Origin of the sequence: Microbacterium mcarthurae (assembly GCF_046064585.1) — a bacterium.
Taxonomy (GTDB): Bacteria; Actinomycetota; Actinomycetes; order Actinomycetales; family Microbacteriaceae; genus Microbacterium; species Microbacterium mcarthurae.
The window spans coordinates 479469-497830 of record NZ_JAROCE010000003.1 but is presented as its reverse complement, the minus strand read 5'-3'; the positions used below and the strand labels follow the sequence as shown (position 1 = coordinate 497830).

The following is an 18362-nucleotide window of genomic DNA, read 5'->3' as shown; positions in this document are numbered from 1 at the left end:
GGGGGGGGGGGGGGGTACGGCGCGCCCCGCGAGCCACGACGCCCCCACGCCACTTCAGTGTCCAAGACACGCGGACGACACGCCCCCGCATCCGCGTGTTCTGGACACTCAACGGGGGGGGGGGGGGGGTACGGCGCGCCCCGCGAGCCACGACGCCCCCACGCCACTTCAGTGTCCAAGACACGCGGACGACACTCCCCCGCATCCGCGTGTTCTGGACACTCAACGGGGGGGGGGGGGGGGTACGGCGCGCCCCGCGAGCCACGACGCCCCCACGCCACTTCAGTGTCCAAGACACGCGGACGCCACGCCCCCGCATCCGCGTGTTCCGGACACTCAGCGGAAAGGGGCGACCTGCCCGGCCGCGCCCCGACGCGCTCAGCGCTGGAAGCCCTCCGCGATGATCTCGATGAGCTCCTCGCGCTCCTCGACCGGCAGGAACGCTCCGGCGGCCGCGTTGAGCTGGAAGGCCTCGAGGTCGTCGAGGTCGTAATCGAAGGCCTGCGCCAATAGCCCCAGCTCGCGCGTCAGGGTCGTCCGGCTCATCAGACGGTTGTCGACGTTCACCGTGACCGAGAAGCCGAGCTGGTACAGCAGGTCGAACGGGTGGGCGTCCATGGAGTCGCCCCAGGCCGTGACGGCGCCGCTCTGCAGGTTCGACGTCGGCGACAGCTCGAGCGTGATCTCACGGTCGCGCACCCACCGGGCCATGTCACCGAACGTGACCAGCACCTCCTCGCCTTCGCGCGAGACGACGTCGAGGTCGTTCGCGATGCGCACGCCGTGCCCGAGGCGCACGGCACGGCCGTCGATGAGAGCCGACCGGATGGATGCCAGCCCTGCTCCTTCACCGGCGTGCACCGTCGTGGGGAAGAACTGTTCGGCGAGGTAGTCGAACGCCGCGCGGTGGTTCGAGGCGGGGAACCCGTCCTCCGGTCCGGCGAGGTCGAAACCGACGACGCCGCGACCACGCCACGCCACCGCGAGTTCAGCGATCTCGCGGGAGCGGGCCGTCTGCCGCATCGCCGTGAGCAGCTGGCCGACCCGGATGTCCTTGCCGCGGGCGTCCGCGGCATCCTCACCCTCTTCGATGCCCTCCTGCACGGCATCCACCACGTCGTCGAGGCTCAAGCCCCGCGTGAGGTGCTGCTCGGGCGCCCACCGCACTTCGGCGTACACGACGCCGTCGTCGGCGAGGTCTTCGACGAACTCCTTCGCCGCCCGGACGAGACCCTCGCGGGTCTGCAGCACGCCGACGGTGAGCGAGAACTTCTCGAGGTAGTCCTCGAGCGAGCCCGACTCGACGTGGTCCGAGAACCAGTCCTCGAGACCCTCCGCGTCGTCGGCGGGAAGCTCCAGGTCGAGGTCGTCGGCCAGTTCGAGCACCGTCTGCGCGCGCATCCCCCCGTCGAGGTGGTCGTGGAGCGACACCTTCGGCAGGGTCTTCAGCTTCTTGCCCTGGATGCGGACGTCGTCGGTGGCCATGCTGCTCCTCGGGTCGGATGCCATCACGCGGTGATGCGCTCGCGGACGAGCGGGGTGCGCGCGGGAGCGGTGTCGCCGATCTCCCACGCGCCCTCGACCGCGGTGAGGGCGCGGTCGAAGCGCGTCTCATCGTCGGCCGAGAGAGTGAACAGCGGCTGACCGGCCGCGACCGTGTCTCCCACGGTGACGTGCAGGTCGATGCCTGCCGCGTGAACGACGGCGTCCTCGGCGCGCGCGCGTCCGGCGCCCAGGCGCCACGCGGCGATGCCGAAGGGCAGCGCCTCGACGCGGGTCACGACACCGGCCCGGTCGGCGACAACCGTGTGCGTCTCGCGGGGCGTGGGGAGAGCGGCATCCGGATCGCCGTCCTGCGCGCGGATCATGCGCTTCCACACGTCCATCGCGCGGCCGTCGGCGAGGGCGGCCTCGACGTCGGCGTCGGGCTGACCGGCGAGCGTCAACATCTCGCGGGCGAGAGCGACCGTGAGCTCGACGACGTCCGCAGGCCCGCCGCCGGCGAGCACCTCGACGGATTCGCGGACCTCGTTGGCGTTGCCGATGGCGCGACCGAGCGGGGTGTTCATGTCGGTGAGCAGCGCCGTGGTGTTCACGCCCGAGTCGGTGCCGAGGGCGACCATCGTCTCGGCGAGCTCGCGCGCCCGGTCGATGTCCTGCATGAACGCGCCGGAGCCGAACTTCACGTCGAGCACGAGCGAGTCGGTGCCCTCGGCGATCTTCTTCGACATGATGCTCGACGCGATGAGCGGGATCGCCTCGACCGTGCCCGTGACATCGCGCAGGGCATAGAGCTTCTTGTCGGCCGGTGCCAGCCCCGTACCGGCGGCGCAGATCACGGCGCCCACGTCGGCGAGCTGCGCGAGGATTTCGTCGTTCGACAAGGCCGCGCGCCAGCCCGGGATGGACTCGAGCTTGTCGAGGGTCCCGCCCGTGTGACCGAGGCCGCGTCCGGACAGCTGCGGAACGGCGACCCCGAACGCGGCGACGAGCGGCGCGAGCGGCAGCGTGATCTTGTCGCCGACACCGCCGGTGGAGTGCTTGTCGACGGTGGGCTTGCCCAGCGACGAGAAGTCCATGCGCTCGCCCGAGGCGATCATGGCATCCGTCAGCACTCGGATCTGGTCGCGGCCGAGGCCGTTGAGCAGCACCGCCATCGTGAACGCCGACATCTGCGCGTCCATGACGTAGCCACGCGTGTAGGCGTCGACGAGCCACCGGATTTCCGGCTCCGAGATCGCCCGCCCGTCGCGCTGCGCCCGGATAATGTCGACGGCATCGAACTGCTCGGCGCTCATCGGGCGGCCTCCTCGAGGTCGCGCGGACCGAACGCGTCGGGCAGCACCTCGTCGATGGTCCGGATGCCGCTGACCGTCTCCAGCAGCATGCCGGGAATGGCGTGCTCGAAGAGCAACTGCCGGCATCGACCGCACGGCATCAGCGTGCGCCCCTCGCCGTCGACGCACACGAACGCCACGAGCTGGCCGCCGCCGCTCATGTGCAGTTCGGAGACGAGTCCGCACTCGGCGCAGAGGGTCACCCCGTAGGACGCGTTCTCGACGTTGCACCCCGAGACGATGCGCCCGTCGGCGACGAGCGCCGCGGCGCCCACCTTGAAGCGGGAGTAGGGGGCGTAGGCGCGGTGCATGGCCTCGGTGGCGGCGGAACGGAGTTCGTCCCAGTCGATGTCGGTCATCGTGAAGCGGTGGGTCCTCTCGTGAAGGGGGAAGCGGGCCGGGTCAGCCCTTGACGTACGGTTTGCCGGCGGCCGCGGGTCCGCGGACCTTCCCGACGAGACCGGCGACCGCGAAGATCGTCACGACGTACGGCAGCATCAGCATGAACTCGCTCGGCACGGGCGAACCGATGACGCCGAGGGTGTTCTGCAGGTTCGAGGCGAAGCCGAACAGCAGCGCCGCGAGCGTCGCACGAATCGGGTCCCACTGGCCGAAGATGACCGCCGCGAGGGCGATGTAGCCGGCGCCCGCCGTCATCTCCTTGTTGAAGGCGCCGACCGATCCCAGGGTGAAGAACGCGCCGCCGAGACCGGCGATGGCCCCGCCCAACGAGACGTTCCAGAAGCGGGTGCGGGCGATGTTGATGCCCACGGTGTCCGCGGCCTGCGGGTGCTCGCCCACGGCACGCAGACGCAGGCCCCAGCGGGTGTGGAACAAGCCGATGTACACGGCGATGACCGTGACGTACATCAGGTAGACGATGACCGTCTGGTTGAACAGCATCGGCCCGATGATCGGGATGTCGGCCAGCACGGGAATGGGCAGGCGCGGGAATCGCGGCGGCGAGTTCAGGAACGCGGCGTTCGGGGCGAGCAGCTGCGAGAACAGGAAGCTCGTGAGGCCCACCACGAGCACGTTCAGCACGACGCCGACGATCACCTGGTCGACGAAGTACTTGATCGCGAAAGCGGCGAGCACGAACGACACCAGCACCCCGGCGACGGCGGCGGCGATGAGACCGATGAACGGGTTGCCCGTCATCGTCGCCACGACGGCCGACGTGAAGGCACCGGCCAGCAGCTGACCCTCGATGGCGATGTTCACCACACCGACGCGCTCGCTGAGCACACCGCACATGGCACCGAAGATGAGCGGCACCGAGAGGCTGAGACCGCCGGCCAGCAGTCCGGTGAGCGGGATGACAGCCGTCGTCGCCCCGGCAGCGGCCCAGGTGAGGAAGCCCACCATGAACACCACGGCGAAGACGACCGCGAGCCAGATCGGCGGACGGCGGCGCGCGCGCACCATCAACACGCTGACCAGGGTCACCAGCGCCAGCAGCACCGTGCAGACCGCCCCGGTGAGGACCCCGCCGAGGACGACCTCGGGAAGCTGGATGAACTCGCCCGGGCTGGAGATGCGGAAGACGGCGTCGCCGTCCTGCCGCGCGACGATGAAGAGGACCGCGGCGAGCACCGTGATGACGCCGTAGACGATCGGCGCCTTCCAGCTGACGACGACGGCGGTGTCGAGCGTGTCGGCCGCGGGCGCGGCCTCGGGGTGTGCGGCGGTGGTGCTCACCGGGCCGCCTCCTTCTTCTTGGCGGCGCGCGCCTTGGGCTGGCGCGCCCCGGGTGCCGGCAGGCGGAAGATCGCGCGCACCAGGGGCGGCGCGGCGATGAAGAGCACGATGAGCGACTGCACGACGAGGACGATGTCGATCGGCACGCCGTTGGCGGCCTGCATCGCGAACCCGCCGGCCTTGAACGCGCCGAACAGGATGCCGGCCACCAGCACGCCGACCGGGGTGGAGCGGCCGAGGAGCGCCACCGTGATCGCGTCGAACCCGATGCCTGCGTCGATACCGCTGGAGAAGCCCGTGGTGACCGTGCCCAACACCTGGTCGACGCCGGCCAGGCCGATGAGGGCACCGGAGATGAGCATCGCGTAGACGTACATCGACTTGACGTTGATGCCGGCCACGCGCGCGGCGTTGGGGTTCAGACCGACCGCGCGGAAGCGGAACCCGAGGGAGGAGCGCTCGAGGATCCACCACACGAGGATCACCGCGGCGATCGAGAGCACGAAGCCGAAGTGCAGGTTGTAAGCGGGGCCCAGCAGGTCTGGGAAGACCGCCGTCTCCTTCATGGGCGGCGTCGTGGGGTTGCTCGAGCCCGGCGCCTGCAACAGGCCCGGCGTGCGCAGCATGTAGTACACGAGATAGAACGCGACGTAGTTGAGCATGATCGTGACGATCACCTCGTGCGCGCCGGTCCGAGCCTTCAGCACGCCCGCGATGCCCGCCCAGATCGCGCCGGCCGCGACGCCCGCGACGAGGGCGACGAGGGTGTGCAGACCCCACGGGAGATCGAAGGCGAACGCGACGTAGCCGCCGGCGGCGGCGGCGACGAGCATCTGACCGCGACCACCGATGTTGAACATCCCCACCCGGAACGCCAGGGCCACACCCAGTCCGGCGGCGATCAAGGGCGTCGCGAAGGTGAGCGTCTCGGTGAGAGGACGAATGCCGGTGGCGAACTCCGGACGGCGGAAGTTATAGATCGCGCCCTGGAAGAACGACGCGTATGCCCCTGACACCGCCTGCCAGATCGCCGTCAGCGTGTCACCGGGGCGGGCGAAGAAGTACCCGGCCGCCGCCTGCACCCGCTCGTCGGTCGCGGCGATCATGATCGCCCCCACCAGGAGGGCCAGGACCACCGCGAGGACCGAGATGATGGCGTTTCCCGTCGCGATCTCGCGCAGCGCGCGGCGCCAGCGGTTCTCGTCCGAGGCGGGCGGCGGTGCCGTCACGCGTGCGCCGGCGGCCGTGTCGACGACCGCTCCGTTCTCGAGCGCGACGTCGGCGTCGGTGGCGGCGACCACCTCGGCGGCACGGTCGGACCGCGCGGCCGTGGGGTCGTGCGGGCTGTGCGGATCGCTCACGCGGCGACTCCTTCGTTCTGGGGCGCTTCGCCGGCCATCATGAGGCCGAGGACGTCGCGCGAGGTGTCACCGGGGACGATGCCCACGACGCGACCGCGGTACATGACCATGATGCGATCCGCGAGGGCGGTGACCTCGTCGAGCTCGGTGGAGACGACGATGACGGGCACGCCCGCATCGCGGGTCTCGATGACGCGCTTGTGGATGAACTCGATGGAGCCCACGTCGACGCCGCGCGTGGGCTGGGCGGCGACGAAGAGTCGCAGGTCGCGGCTCAGCTCGCGCGCGAGGACGACCTTCTGCTGGTTGCCGCCGGACAGACGACCCACCGGGGTCTCGATTGAGGGCGTGCGCACATCGAACTCGCTCACCTTTTCGCGGGCGAAGTCGGCGAGTGTGGACAACTGCAGGGTCCCGCCCTTGACGAACGGAGCGCCGTCGGCCCGGTCGAGCATGAGGTTCTCGGCGATCGAGAACTCTCCCACCAGGCCGTCTTCCTTGCGGTCCTCGGGGACGAATCCGACACCCGCATCGAGCACCGCGCGCACGCTGCGCCCGTTGAGCTCACTGCCGTCCAAGACGATCGACCCCTCGACGCGGTCCTGCAGTCCCAGGAGAGCCTCGGTGAGCTCCGTCTGGCCGTTGCCCTGCACGCCCGCGATGGCGAGGACCTCGCCCCGCCGAACCTCGAAGCTGACGTCGTTGACGACGAGCTGGCCGATGGCGTCCACGACGGACAGATGCGACACGGACAGGCCGACGTCGCCGAGGGTCGGCGCCTCTTTGTGGACCGTCAGCTCGACCGCACGACCGACCATCAGCGAGGCGAGCTCGGCGTTGGAGGCGCGCGGGTCGGCCTCGCCGACGACCTTGCCGAGGCGGATCACGGTGATACGGTCGGCCACCTCGCGGACCTCGCGCAGCTTGTGCGTGATGAACACGATCGAAGTCCCCGACGCCTTGAGCTGGCGCATGATCGCCATGAGCTCATCGGTCTCTTGCGGGGTCAGGACGGCGGTCGGCTCGTCGAACACGAGCACCTTGGCATCCCGGGACAACGCCTTGATGATCTCGACGCGCTGCTGCACGCCGACGGGCAGGTCGTCGACGAGGGCGTCGGGATCGACGTCGAACCCGAAGCGGTCGGAGATCTCTTTGACCTTCGCCCGCGCAGCGGCGAGGTCGAGCCTTCCGCCGAACTTCGTGGGCTCGTGGCCGAGCATGACGTTCTCGGCCACGGTGAAGACCGGGATGAGCATGAAGTGCTGGTGCACCATGCCGATTCCGGCGCGCATCGCGTCGCCGGGGCCGGCGAAGTGCTGGACGGCATCGTCCAGCAGGATCTCTCCCCCATCGGCCTGGTACAGGCCGTAGAGGACGTTCATCAGGGTGGACTTGCCGGCACCGTTCTCGCCGAGCAGGCAGTGGATCTCGCCGGCCTCGACGGTGAGGTCGATGTGATCGTTCGCCACCAGGGACCCGAAGGTTTTCGTGATCCCGCGGAGTTCGAGCTTCATGTTCCCGATCCTAAGTTCTGTGGCACCGCACGCGGAGGTGCAGAGGGAAGGACGCCCCTCGTGAGGACGTCCGGTCCGGTACCGCGGGCGCCGCCGCGGCCCATAAGGGAGGGGAGGCCGGCACGGAGCCGGCCTCCCCCAGGAGCGTGCAGCTATCAGCCGGCGAGGTAGGACTCGACGGTGATGGCGCCGCTGATGATGTCGGCCTTGAGGGCGTCGACCTTCTCGGTCAGTTCCGCGGGGACGCGGTCGGACCAGTCGTGGTACGGAGCCAGGCCCACACCGTCGTTCTCGAGCGTGCCCACGAACGGCGAGGCGTCGAACTCGCCGTTGCCGGCGGCAACGATGGCGTCCTTCGTGCCCACATCGATGCCCTTGAGGATCGAGGTCAGCAGCAGCTCTCCGACCGAGGGGTCGGTCTCGTACACATCGGCGTCGACGCCGACGAGGGCGATCTCGCGACCGGCGTCCTGGATGGCGACAGCGGCCGACTGGTAGATCGGGCCACCGACGGGCAGAAGCACGTCGACGTTCTGGTCGATGATCGCCTGCGCGGTCTGGCGGGCGGTGTCGTTGGCCTCGAAGCCACCGGTGAAGGAGCCGTCCTGGGCGGCGCGGTCCCAGCCGACGACGCGCACGGAGGTGCCGTTGTCGGCGTTGTACTTCTCGACGCCCTGGGCGAAGCCGTCCATGAAGATCGTGACGGTCGGGATGTTGATGCCACCGAAGGTGCCGACGACACCGGTCTTGGAGACACCCGCGGCGAGGTAGCCCGCGAGGTAGGCGGCCTGGGCGGTGTCGAAGATGATCGGCTTGATGTTCTCGGCGTCCGTCGTGCCGTCGAAGTCCTGGTCGACGGTGTCGTCGATGGAGACGTACTGCATGTCGGGGTTGGCCTTGGCCGACTCGAGCGCAGCCGGCGCCAGGAGGAAGCCGACCGTGACGATCGTGCTGCAGCCCTGGTCGACGAGGCTCTGGAGGTTGGAGGCGTAGTCGGTCTCGGACTGCGACTCGACCTCGATGGGGTCCTGCGAGCCGAGCTCGGCGGCCGCCGCGTCGACGCCCTCCTTGCCGAGCTGGTTGAACGACTTGTCGTCGAATCCACCGGCATCCGACACCATGCAGGGCAGGTAGTCGCTGGCGCCGGCACCGGCAGACGCACCGTTGCTCTCGGGCGCGGCACCGCAGCCGGCGAGAAGCACGGCCGTGCCGATCATCGCGAGGCCGCTGACGACGGCCTTCTTCGTGGTCTTCACGAATGGTCCTCCAAGAAGGGGCCCCCAACGGGTTCGGGGGACGATGGAGTCACGTTACCCACTGTGACGAATCGCTTGCGCACCGCAGACCCCGCCGCGCCGCAATGGTTACAAAGACGCAATCTCGCGTCACGCGCGCGCCACACGCCCGCCCACAGAAGAGACCGGATGCCACGATGCGCGGCATCCGGTGTCAGAGGACGTCGCCGCGCCCCGTGAGCTTCAGCGCGTCGACGACGCCCTTGACGCGCTGGGCGTTCTCACTCGTGGTGACCAGGAGAGCGTCGGGGGTGTCGACCACGACGATGTCGCGGACGCCGATGAGGCTGATGACGCGTTTGGTCTGCGTCACGACGATCCCGCTAGAGGCATCGGCGAGCACGCGCGCACCCTCGCCGAGGATGGCGAGCTCGTTCCGCCCCCCGGAGGAGTTCAGCTTGGAGAGGCTGGCGAAGTCGCCCACGTCGTCCCAGTCGAAGTGGCCGGGGATGACCGCGAGACGCCCCTTCTCGGCAGCGGGTTCCGCCACCGAGTAGTCGATGGCGATCTTCTTCAGCTCCGGCCAGATGCGGTCCACCGCGGGACCGCGGCGGTCGCGATCGTCCCACGCCTCCGCCAGTTCGACGAGGCCGGCGTGGAGCTCGGGCTCGTTCACGGCGAGCTCTGCCAGCAGCACATCGGCCCGCGTGATGAACATGCCCGCGTTCCACAGGTAGGAGCGGTCGGCGAAGTACTCCTTGGCGGTGTCGAGGTCGGGCTTCTCGACGAAGCGCTCCACCATGTACGCCTCGGGCGCGCCGTCGACGATCAGTTCGTCGGACTGCTTGATGTAGCCGAATCCGACGGAGGGCTCGCTCGGCTGGATGCCGATGGTGCAGATGTAGCCCGCTCGCGCGACCGCAACGGCCTGTCGCACGGCGAAGTCGAACTGACGGGTCTGGCGGATGACGTGATCCGCGGCGAACGAGCCGATGATGACGTCGGGCTCGCGGCGGACGAGGATCGCGGCGGCCAGACCGATCGCTGCCGACGAATCGCGCGGCTCGGACTCCAGGAAGACGTTGTGATCGGGGACGCCCGGAAGCTCGCGCTCCACGGCGGCGCGGTGCGCCCGCCCCGTGACCACGGCGATGCGGCCGGAGCCGGACAGCGGCTCGAGCCGATCCCAGGTGTCACGGAGGAGGGTCTGGCCGGATCCCGTGAGGTCGTGGAGGAACTTCGGGGCGTCCGCGCGCGAGAGAGGCCAGAGGCGGCTGCCGATCCCACCGGCGGGGATAACGGCGTAGAAGTCGTCGATAGCAGGTTCGGCCATGGGACAGACCTTATCGGCAGCGTTCGACTCGGCCGTTACGTTCAGATTGCCGGACGGAACCGCGGGCCGACCGACGAAACTATCTCGACATCGAGAGAGTGTTAGGCAACCCTCATCCCCCGGCTTCATAGCCCAGACGTAGTATTCACTAGCGCCCGTGTGACGCCTGGAGCCCTTTTCCGGCTCCCACACCGTGTTCGATCAGGGAGGACGACCGTGTCAGCACCAGCACGTGCCACGCCGTCGGTGAAAGAGACGACCTCGCGGGTGCCGCGCGGAACGCTCTACCGCGGCCGAGAGGGAATGTGGTCGTGGGTTCTGCACCGCATCACCGGTGTGGCGATCTTCTTCTTCCTGCTCGTCCACATTCTCGACACCGCGCTCATCCGCGTTTCACCCGAGGCGTACGACGCCGTCATCGGCACGTACAAGAACCCGATCATGGGTCTGGGCGAGGTCGCCCTCGTCGGAGCCATCGTCTACCACGCGTACAACGGCCTCCGCATCATCCTGGTCGACTTCTGGCCCTGGGCCACGCGTCATCAGCGCCAGCTGTGGTGGGGCGTTCTCGGTCTGTGGGTCGTCACGATGCTCGGCTTCACCCCGCGTCACCTGATCAATGTCTTCGCCGCCGTCGGAGGGGGTCACTGATGTCCGTCGCACAGGAAGCCAGCACGATTCCCGCCCCGCGCACGCCCGCCGTCCGCAAGAAGGGCGCCAACCTCGAGAAGTGGGGATGGATCTACATGCGCGCCTCCGGCGTGCTGCTGATCGTCCTCATCTTCGGCCACCTGTTCGTCAACCTCATGACGGGCGACGGCATCCACCAGATCGACTTCGCGTTCGTCGCGGGCAAGCTCGCCTCCCCGTTCTGGCAGTGGTGGGACGTGCTGATGCTGTGGCTCGCCCTCATCCACGGCGCGAACGGCATGCGCACGATCGTCAACGACTACGTCACCAACGCGCAGGTGCGGCGCATCCTGGTCGGCGCGCTCTGGCTGTCGGCCGCGTTCCTGATCCTGCTCGGCACGCTCGTGGTCTTCACCTTCGACCCCTGCCTCGGCGTGACCGAGAGCAGCTCCCTCTGGGAGATCTGCCAGGCGTAAGCCACGGCATCCTCCTTCCCGACTGAGACAGCAGAGGCATTGCACACGTGAGCACTCAGAACAGCGCGGACACGATCGTCAAGGACGGCGTGCACTACCACCAGTTCGACATCGTGATCGTCGGGGCCGGCGGCGCCGGCATGCGCGCGGCGATCGAGGCCGGCCCGGGTGCCAAGACCGCGGTCATCTCGAAGCTGTACCCCACCCGGTCCCACACCGGCGCAGCTCAGGGCGGCATGGCCGCGGCCCTGGCCAACGTCGAAGAGGACTCGTGGGAGTGGCACACCTTCGACACGATCAAGGGTGGCGACTACCTCGTCGACCAGGATGCCGCCGAGATCCTCGCGAAAGAGGCCATCGACGCCGTCATCGACCTCGAGAACATGGGCCTGCCGTTCAACCGCACGCCCGACGGGAAGATCGATCAGCGTCGGTTCGGCGGGCACACCGCGGACCACGGCAAGACCCCCGTGCGTCGCGCCTGCTACGCCGCCGACCGCACGGGTCACATGATCCTGCAGACGCTGTTCCAGAACTGCGTGAAGCTGGGCATCAACTTCTTCAACGAGTTCTACGTGCTCGACCTGATCACGGTGAAGGATGACGCCGGCAAGACCCAGGTCGCCGGTGTGGTGGCCTACGAGCTGTCCACGGGCGATCTGCACGTGTTCCAGTCGAAGGCGGTCGTATTCGCCACCGGCGGCTTCGGCAAGATCTTCAAGACGACCTCGAACGCGCACACGCTGACCGGCGACGGCGTCGGCATCGTCTGGCGCAAGGGCCTGCCGCTGGAGGACATGGAGTTCTTCCAGTTCCACCCGACCGGGCTGGCGGGTCTCGGCATCCTGCTGACGGAGGGTGCGCGCGGCGAGGGAGCGATCCTGCGCAACGCGAGCGGTGAGCGCTTCATGGAGCGCTACGCCCCGACCATCAAGGACCTCGCTCCCCGTGACATCGTCGCGCGATGCATGGTGCAGGAGGTCGCGGAGGGCCGCGGCGCCGGTCCGCACCGCGACTACGTCCTGCTGGACTGCACGCACCTGGGCGCCGAGGTCCTCGAGACCAAGCTCCCCGACATCACCGAGTTCGCCCGCACCTACCTCGGTGTCGACCCGGTGGTCGAGCCGGTGCCGGTGATGCCGACCGCGCACTACGCCATGGGCGGCATCCCGACCAACATCAAGGCCGAGGTGCTCGCCGACAACGAGACGGTCGTCCCCGGCCTCTACGCCGCGGGCGAGTGCGCCTGCGTCTCGGTGCACGGCTCGAACCGCCTCGGCACCAACTCGCTCCTGGACATCAACGTGTTCGGAAAGCGCGCGGGCCGCAACGCGGTCGAGTACGTCCAGACGGCCGACTTCGTGCCGCTGCCCGAGGACCCCGCCAAGGAGGTCCGCGAGATGATCGAGGGGCTGCGCGCCAACTCCGGCACCGAGCGCATCGCGGTGCTTCGCAAGACGCTGCAGGACGAGATGGACAAGGGTGCGCAGGTGTTCCGCACGCGCGACTCGCTCGCCGAGGTCCTCGACATCATCGCCGACCTGCGCGAGCGCTACAAGAACGTCCACGTCGACGACAAGGGCAAGCGGTACAACACCGACCTGCTCGAAGCGGTCGAGCTCGGGTTCCTCCTCGACCTCGCCGAGGTCGTCGTCTACTCCGCGCAGAACCGCGAGGAGAGCCGCGGGGGTCACATGCGCGACGACTTCCCCACGCGCGACGACGAGAAATACATGCAGCACACCATGGCGTATCTGACGGGCGATCCCCACTCGTCCCACCCCGCCGACCACATCGAGCTCGGGTGGAAGCCCGTGGTCCTCACGAAGAACGACGCCGGCGAGTTGCGCTACCCGCCCCTGGAGAGGAAGTACTGAGATGGCATCCACCGTCATCGACACCGTCGACACCTCGGACGAGATCGAGCAGTCCCCCGCGGACACCGGCATCCAGTCGTTCCTGGTGACGTTCAACATCCGTCGCTTCGACCCCGAAGTCGACGACGAGCCGCGCTGGGTCGACTACGACGTGGAGCTGTACTCCACCGACCGTGTTCTCGACGCTCTGCACAAGATCAAGTGGGAGGTCGACGGCTCGCTGGCCTTCCGCCGCTCGTGCGCGCACGGCATCTGCGGATCGGATGCCATGCGCATCAACGGCCGCAACCGACTGGCGTGCAAGACGCTGATCAAGGACCTCGACATCTCGCAGCCGATCTACGTCGAGGCCATCAAGGGTCTGCCGCTCGAGAAGGACCTCATCGTCGACATGGAGCCGTTCTTCGCCTCCTATCGCGAGGTGCAGCCGTTCCTCATCTCGAGCAGCAAGCCCGAGCCCGGCAAGGAGCGCATCCAGTCGATCGTCGACCGCGAGGTCTTCGACGACACGACCAAGTGCATCCTGTGCGCGGCGTGCACCTCGTCGTGCCCCGTGTTCTGGACGGACGGCCAGTACTTCGGCCCCGCCGCCATCGTCAACGCGCACCGCTTCATCTTCGACTCGCGTGACGACGCGGGCGATGTGCGTCTGGACATCCTCAACGACAAGGAAGGCGTGTGGCGCTGCCGCACGACCTTCAACTGCACCGAGGCGTGCCCGCGCGGCATCGAGGTCACCAAGGCCATCGCCGAGGTCAAGCAGGCGGTCCTCCGCGGCCGTTGATCTGCCCTTCGAACGGCGGGTGCGCTCCGGCGCCCCGCCGTTCGGCGTTTTCGGGGTGGATGCCGTGCGGCGGGCCCCGTCCCGGATGCGAGGCCGTGCGGGGTGAGCGGCCCCGGACCCCGGGGGCCTGGCATCCATTCATTAGGCTCGAAGGGTGACCGACAGCCGCCGCGACCCTCGACCGCTGCCCGGCGCGGAGACCGAGGAACTGTCGCTGCGCGACCGCCTCGAGGCCGCCCAGTCGGCCGTGCGCGAGCGGCTGGACCAGCCGATGGCACGCGCCGCCAAGATCGCTCAGGTTTTCCCCGTGCGGGTGTGGCGGCATTTCCTCCGACACAACGGATTCCTGCTCGCCGCGGGCATGAGCTACCAGGGCCTGTTCGCGATGTTCTCGGCGTTGTACCTCGCGTTCGCGGGGGTCGGCATCTGGTTGGGCGGCAGCAAGACCGCCATCGACGGGCTGATCCGCATCGTCAACGGGTACATCCCGGGCATCATCAGCGCGAACGGCCTGGTGAAGCCGGAGCAGGTCGAAGCGGTCGCGCAGGAGAGCGGCAAGCTGCTCGGGGTGACCGGTGGAGTCGCCGGCGTCGTCGTCATCTGGACCACGATCGGGTTCGTCACCTTCACGCGCCGCGCCGTGCGGGACACGTTCGGGCTTCCCTTCGACCTGCGCAACTACCTTCTTCTGAAGGCGCGTGACTTCGTCGCGTCACTCCTGTTCGGTGTGGCGCTGCTCGTCGGTGCACTGCTCGGGTCGATCACGACCGGCGCTGTCGACCTCGTGCTCGGGTGGATCGGCTGGACGCGCGAAACCGCGTGGTGGTCGGTGGGCGCCCGGGGCGTCTCCCTCCTGGTGGCGTTCGGCGTCAACACCCTCGCCCTGGCCTCGCTCTTCCGCTTCCTCACGGGCACGGCCCTCACATGGCGGCGCACCTGGCCGGGGGCGCTGGTGGGTTCTGCGGGTCTCGTGCTGCTCCAGGTCGCGGCGGGCTTCCTGTTCGTCTACACGCCCTCCAACCCTCTGCTGGCAACCTTCACCGTGCTGATCGGTTTCCTGCTGTGGTTCCGGCTCGTGGGCATCGTCATCCTGGTCTCGGCCGCGTGGATCGCCGTGGCCGCCGCCGATCGGGACATGCCGCTGCGTTCGCCCGAGGATCGCCGGGCAATGGAGCAGACGGCGCTCGTCATCGCCGCTCAGGTGGCGGTGCGCGAGGCCGAAGAGCGCGCGGCCCGGGCCCAGTGGCCGCGGCGGTGGGCGGCGAACCGTCGCGTGCGCGGAGCGCGGGCTCACCTCGCCCGCCTCGAGGCGGAGCTGCCGGCGCCGCGCCGGTCGACGCTCCTGTTCGACTGAGCGCCGCCCGCGGTCGGCGGCGAACCGTGGACGGGCCGGCCCCGTGTCGGAGGGCCCGGTTACGCTCGACGGGTGGCTCGTTCCGTACGCATCGTCTCCGTCAACGTCAATGGCATCCGCGCCGCCGTCCGCAAAGGAATGACCGAGTGGCTCGACGCTTCGGGCGCCGATATCCTCGCCCTGCAAGAGGTGCGGGCGACCGCCGATCAGCTGGCCGAAGCCCTCCCCGGATGGCAGATCGTCAACGACGAGGCGCTGCAGAAGGGTCGTGCGGGCGTCGCGATCGTGAGCCGCCTTCCCGGTGTCGAGACGCGCACGCACCTGGGCCCGGAGCCGCTCGACGCCTCGGGGCGCTGGATCGAGACCGACTTCGACATCGACGGCGAGACCCTGACGGTGGTGAGCGCCTACGTGCACAGCGGTGAGGTCGACACCCCCAAGCAAGACGCGAAGTGGCTCTTCCTGGATGCCATGGAGCGGCGCCTGGGCGAACTCGGTGCCGCGCAGCCGCTCGCGGTCGTCATGGGCGACCTCAACGTCGGACACCGTGAGCTGGACATCAAGAACTGGAAGGGCAATCGCAAGAACGCGGGCTTCCTCCCCCGCGAGCGCGCGTACTTCGACCGCTTCTTCGGACCCGCGGGCGAACAGGTCGAGGGAGCGGACGGCTCGACCGGACCCGGGCTGGGGTGGGTCGACGTCGGCCGGCGCCACGCGGGCGAGGTCGAGGGGCCGTACACCTGGTGGTCGATGCGCGGGAAGGCCTTCGACAACGACTCGGGCTGGCGCATCGACTATCACGTCGTGACGCCGTCTCTCGCGGAGCGCGTGACCGACTACCGCGTCGACCGGGCGCCGTCGTACGACACCCGATGGAGCGACCATGCCCCGGTGATCGCGGACTACACCCTGGGCACCTGAAGCCGGACGCGCGGTCGAGATCCTGACAGCGGCCTAGGATCGTACGGTGACCCAGCAGCGCCTCTACTCCGGAATGCAGCCCTCCGCCGACAGCCTCCAGATCGGCAACTACATCGGGGCTCTCCTCCAGTGGCGCGAGCTGCAGGACCAGTACGACGCCTACTTCTCGGTCGTCGACCTCCACGCCCTGACGCAGCCCGGCGACCCCGCGGAGCGCCGCGAGAAGACGCGCCGCACGGCGGCGCAGTACATCGCCGCGGGCATCGAGCCGTCGCGGTCGACGCTGTACGTGCAGTCCCACGTGCCCGCGCACGCCGAGCTGCAGTGGGTGCTGTCGACCCTGACGGGCTTCGGCGAGGCCGGCCGCATGACGCAGTTCAAGGACAAGTCCGCCCGATACGGGACGGATGCCACGAACGTCGGCCTCTTCACCTACCCGGTGCTGATGGCCGCCGACATTCTGCTGTACCAGACCGATGTCGTGCCCGTGGGCGACGACCAGAAGCAGCACATCGAGCTCACCCGCGACCTTGCGGAGCGGTTCAACCAGCGATTCGGCGAGACCTTCGCGGTCCCGAAGCCGATGATCCAGCGCGAGACGGCACGCATCTACGACCTCCAGAACCCCACGTCGAAGATGTCGAAGTCGGCCGAGTCCGACGCGGGCGTGCTGTGGATGCTCGACGAACCGAAGGTCAGCGCGAAGAAGATCATGCGCGCGGTCACCGACTCCGAAGGAGCCGTGCGCTTCGACCGCGATGAGAAGCCGGGCGTCTCGAACCTGCTCGTGATCTATTCGGCTCTGACGGGCCGCGAGATCACCGCGATCGAGGACGAGTACGCCGGCCGCGGATACGGCGACTTCAAGAAGGGCCTGGCCGAGGTCGTCGTGTCGGAGTTCGAGCCCGTGCGGGCGCGCGCCCTCGAGCTGCTCGACGACCCTGCCGAGCTCGACCGCGTGCTTGCATCGAACGCCGAGCGGGCGGCATGCGTCGCCGAGAAGACCCTCGCCGACGTCTACGACCGGATCGGCCTCCTGCGCCGCGGCTGAGTCGGCGCGGCCGCCACGCGCCCCGGCTGACACGCGCGGCGGGCATCACGCGCCCCGGGTGCCACGCGCCCCGCGCCACGCGCCGGGCACAACTCCTGCAGTTTCCCGCGTAGGCGCGGGCAGACCGCCCGGTGCGGCGACGATTGCCCGAGTTACGCAGGTGACGCCTGGCGCCTGCCGCCCGACAAGCCGGCATCCACCGCAGGGCTGCCCGCACAACTCCTGCCCAGACCCGCCTGCCTCGTCTCAGCGCGCGGGGCGCGCGATCGCACGGGAGTTGTGCGCGTCCACGAGCGGCAATGAACCTTGGCGGCGCCGACGCGGCCCCTTGATCACCCCGGCGAGCGCGCCACGCACCACCTCCGGGCTGTAGAGAATTTCTTCGGCGACAAGGCGCACGGTGAGGTACCCCTGAGCCGCTGCCGCTCGGTCGCGGCGTCGGTCACTCAGCTGCGCCTCCCAGGACGAGTGATGTGCGCGACTGTCACACTCGACGATGAGCCACCCGTCGACGAGGAAGTCGACCCGGCCGACCCCGCGGATACGCACCTGTGTCTCGTATCGCGCGCCGAGAGCGCGCAGCATGAGTCGGACGAACGTCTCCGGCCCGGACTCGGCCGACCCGTCCACGAGACACCGAAGGCGGCGGTAGCGGCGCGGCAGCCTGTCGAAGATGGCATCCACCTCTCCGTCGGAAATGAGCCGTAGGCACAGCGCACTGTCCACCGAAGCGATTCCCGCGCGAGGCCCCTGGCACACCACCGCTTGCGCCAGCGCTTCGATGAGATCCGCGTGGAGGTCGCCGGGGCCGGACACACTCGAACGCCAGTGAGGAACGACCGAGGGAGGCCGGCCGGGCAGTCTGCTCGCTTCGCGATCGAACTGCACGTGCAGGTGCTCGGAATGCAGAACGAAGACGCCGAGAAGGGACAGCAGGGACACACAATCCAGACGCCCGCCCAGACTGCCGGCATCCTGCACCGTGGCGTCGGTGGTGGCGTCGACGTACCTCCCGCGCCGGAGACGAACCAAGGAGCCGCTTCGCACAGCGCGGTCGATGCGGTGGCGCGTCCAGCCCTCCTCGCGGAGCTCACGGTAGGTGCGGAATGCAGGGCTCGTCATGCTCCTCACCGTGCACGCCGACGCGGGCACTCGATCAACGTCGGAGACGCTCCCGGGGAGGGATGCCGCGATCTGCCCGCTGGGGAGGAGCCTTGCGACGCGACATGACTCCGGCGGAACGTCACCGCCATGGCATCCCCCTGCCGCACACCGACGGATCGCA

General features: G+C 68.9%; 15 protein-coding genes and 1 pseudogene. 7 read left to right on the top strand and 9 right to left on the bottom strand.

Going from position 1 to position 18362, the window contains the following annotated elements:
- Window positions 1-378: 378 nt before the first annotated feature.
- The 8 genes and pseudogenes from P5G46_RS12405 to P5G46_RS12370 form a co-directional block, all read right to left on the bottom strand.
- Entirely contained in the window at window positions 379-1485 is a 1107-nt protein-coding gene (locus P5G46_RS12405) for an adenosine deaminase (RefSeq protein WP_408905807.1), read from the bottom strand.
- A gap of 23 nt (window positions 1486-1508) precedes the next feature.
- Entirely contained in the window at window positions 1509-2798 is a 1290-nt protein-coding gene (locus P5G46_RS12400; protein WP_408905806.1) for a thymidine phosphorylase, read from the bottom strand.
- Window positions 2795-3205: pseudogene (locus P5G46_RS12395) on the bottom strand (cytidine deaminase); the annotation flags it as partial. The pseudogene P5G46_RS12395 and the gene P5G46_RS12400, both read right to left, overlap by 4 nt.
- Window positions 3206-3239: 34 nt before the next feature.
- Window positions 3240-4538, bottom strand: a complete 1299-nt coding sequence (locus P5G46_RS12390; RefSeq protein WP_239274974.1) for an ABC transporter permease — start codon at window positions 4536-4538, stop codon at window positions 3240-3242.
- Window positions 4535-5899: an ABC transporter permease gene (locus tag P5G46_RS12385; protein ID WP_408905805.1), complete on the bottom strand. Its 1365-nt coding sequence runs from the start codon at window positions 5897-5899 to the stop codon at window positions 4535-4537. The genes P5G46_RS12390 and P5G46_RS12385 overlap by 4 nt, the downstream gene beginning before the upstream one ends.
- Window positions 5896-7416: an ABC transporter ATP-binding protein gene (locus P5G46_RS12380; RefSeq protein WP_239274973.1), complete on the bottom strand. Its 1521-nt coding sequence runs from the start codon at window positions 7414-7416 to the stop codon at window positions 5896-5898. Before P5G46_RS12380 ends, P5G46_RS12385 begins: the two co-directional genes overlap by 4 nt.
- A gap of 155 nt (window positions 7417-7571) precedes the next feature.
- On the bottom strand, window positions 7572-8672 hold the full coding sequence (locus P5G46_RS12375; RefSeq protein ID WP_375094607.1) for a BMP family lipoprotein: 1101 nt from the start codon (window positions 8670-8672) through the stop codon (window positions 7572-7574).
- A 193-nt stretch (window positions 8673-8865) separates the two neighbouring features.
- The gene (locus P5G46_RS12370) at window positions 8866-9984 is read right to left on the bottom strand and encodes a mannose-1-phosphate guanylyltransferase (protein WP_239274971.1); all 1119 of its coding nucleotides are present in this window, start codon (window positions 9982-9984) and stop codon (window positions 8866-8868) included.
- Between the two features lie 216 nt (window positions 9985-10200).
- On the opposite strand from P5G46_RS12370, the gene sdhC reads away from it, so the two are divergent.
- The 7 genes from sdhC (at window position 10201) to trpS (ending at window position 17077) form a co-directional block, all read left to right on the top strand.
- On the top strand, window positions 10201-10635 hold the full coding sequence (gene sdhC / locus P5G46_RS12365; protein WP_239274970.1) for a succinate dehydrogenase, cytochrome b556 subunit: 435 nt from the start codon (window positions 10201-10203) through the stop codon (window positions 10633-10635).
- Window positions 10635-11090 carry a succinate dehydrogenase hydrophobic membrane anchor subunit gene (locus P5G46_RS12360; protein ID WP_375094608.1) on the top strand — a complete coding sequence of 152 codons (456 nt, stop codon included), beginning with the start codon at window positions 10635-10637 and terminating at the stop codon, window positions 11088-11090. The genes sdhC and P5G46_RS12360 overlap by 1 nt, the downstream gene beginning before the upstream one ends.
- Window positions 11091-11137: 47 nt before the next feature.
- Complete coding sequence (gene sdhA, locus P5G46_RS12355; protein ID WP_408905804.1) at window positions 11138-12967, top strand: succinate dehydrogenase flavoprotein subunit; 1830 nt, start codon at window positions 11138-11140, stop codon at window positions 12965-12967.
- Window position 12968: 1 nt separating this feature from the next.
- Window positions 12969-13751, top strand: coding sequence for a succinate dehydrogenase iron-sulfur subunit (locus P5G46_RS12350; RefSeq protein ID WP_375094609.1), 783 nt, complete (start codon window positions 12969-12971; stop codon window positions 13749-13751).
- A gap of 154 nt (window positions 13752-13905) precedes the next feature.
- Entirely contained in the window at window positions 13906-15105 is a 1200-nt protein-coding gene (locus P5G46_RS12345) for a YihY/virulence factor BrkB family protein (protein WP_375094610.1), read from the top strand.
- A 72-nt stretch (window positions 15106-15177) separates the two neighbouring features.
- A complete protein-coding gene (locus tag P5G46_RS12340; RefSeq protein WP_239274965.1) occupies window positions 15178-16026 on the top strand; it encodes an exodeoxyribonuclease III in 849 nt (282 codons plus the stop codon).
- A 46-nt stretch (window positions 16027-16072) separates the two neighbouring features.
- Window positions 16073-17077, top strand: a complete 1005-nt coding sequence (gene trpS / locus P5G46_RS12335; RefSeq protein ID WP_408905803.1) for a tryptophan--tRNA ligase — start codon at window positions 16073-16075, stop codon at window positions 17075-17077.
- 246 nt (window positions 17078-17323) lie between these two features.
- Here the strand turns inward: trpS and P5G46_RS12330 are convergent, their stop codons facing one another.
- Entirely contained in the window at window positions 17324-18199 is an 876-nt protein-coding gene (locus P5G46_RS12330; RefSeq protein ID WP_408905802.1) for a DUF559 domain-containing protein, read from the bottom strand.
- Between the last annotated feature and the right edge of the window lie 163 nt (window positions 18200-18362).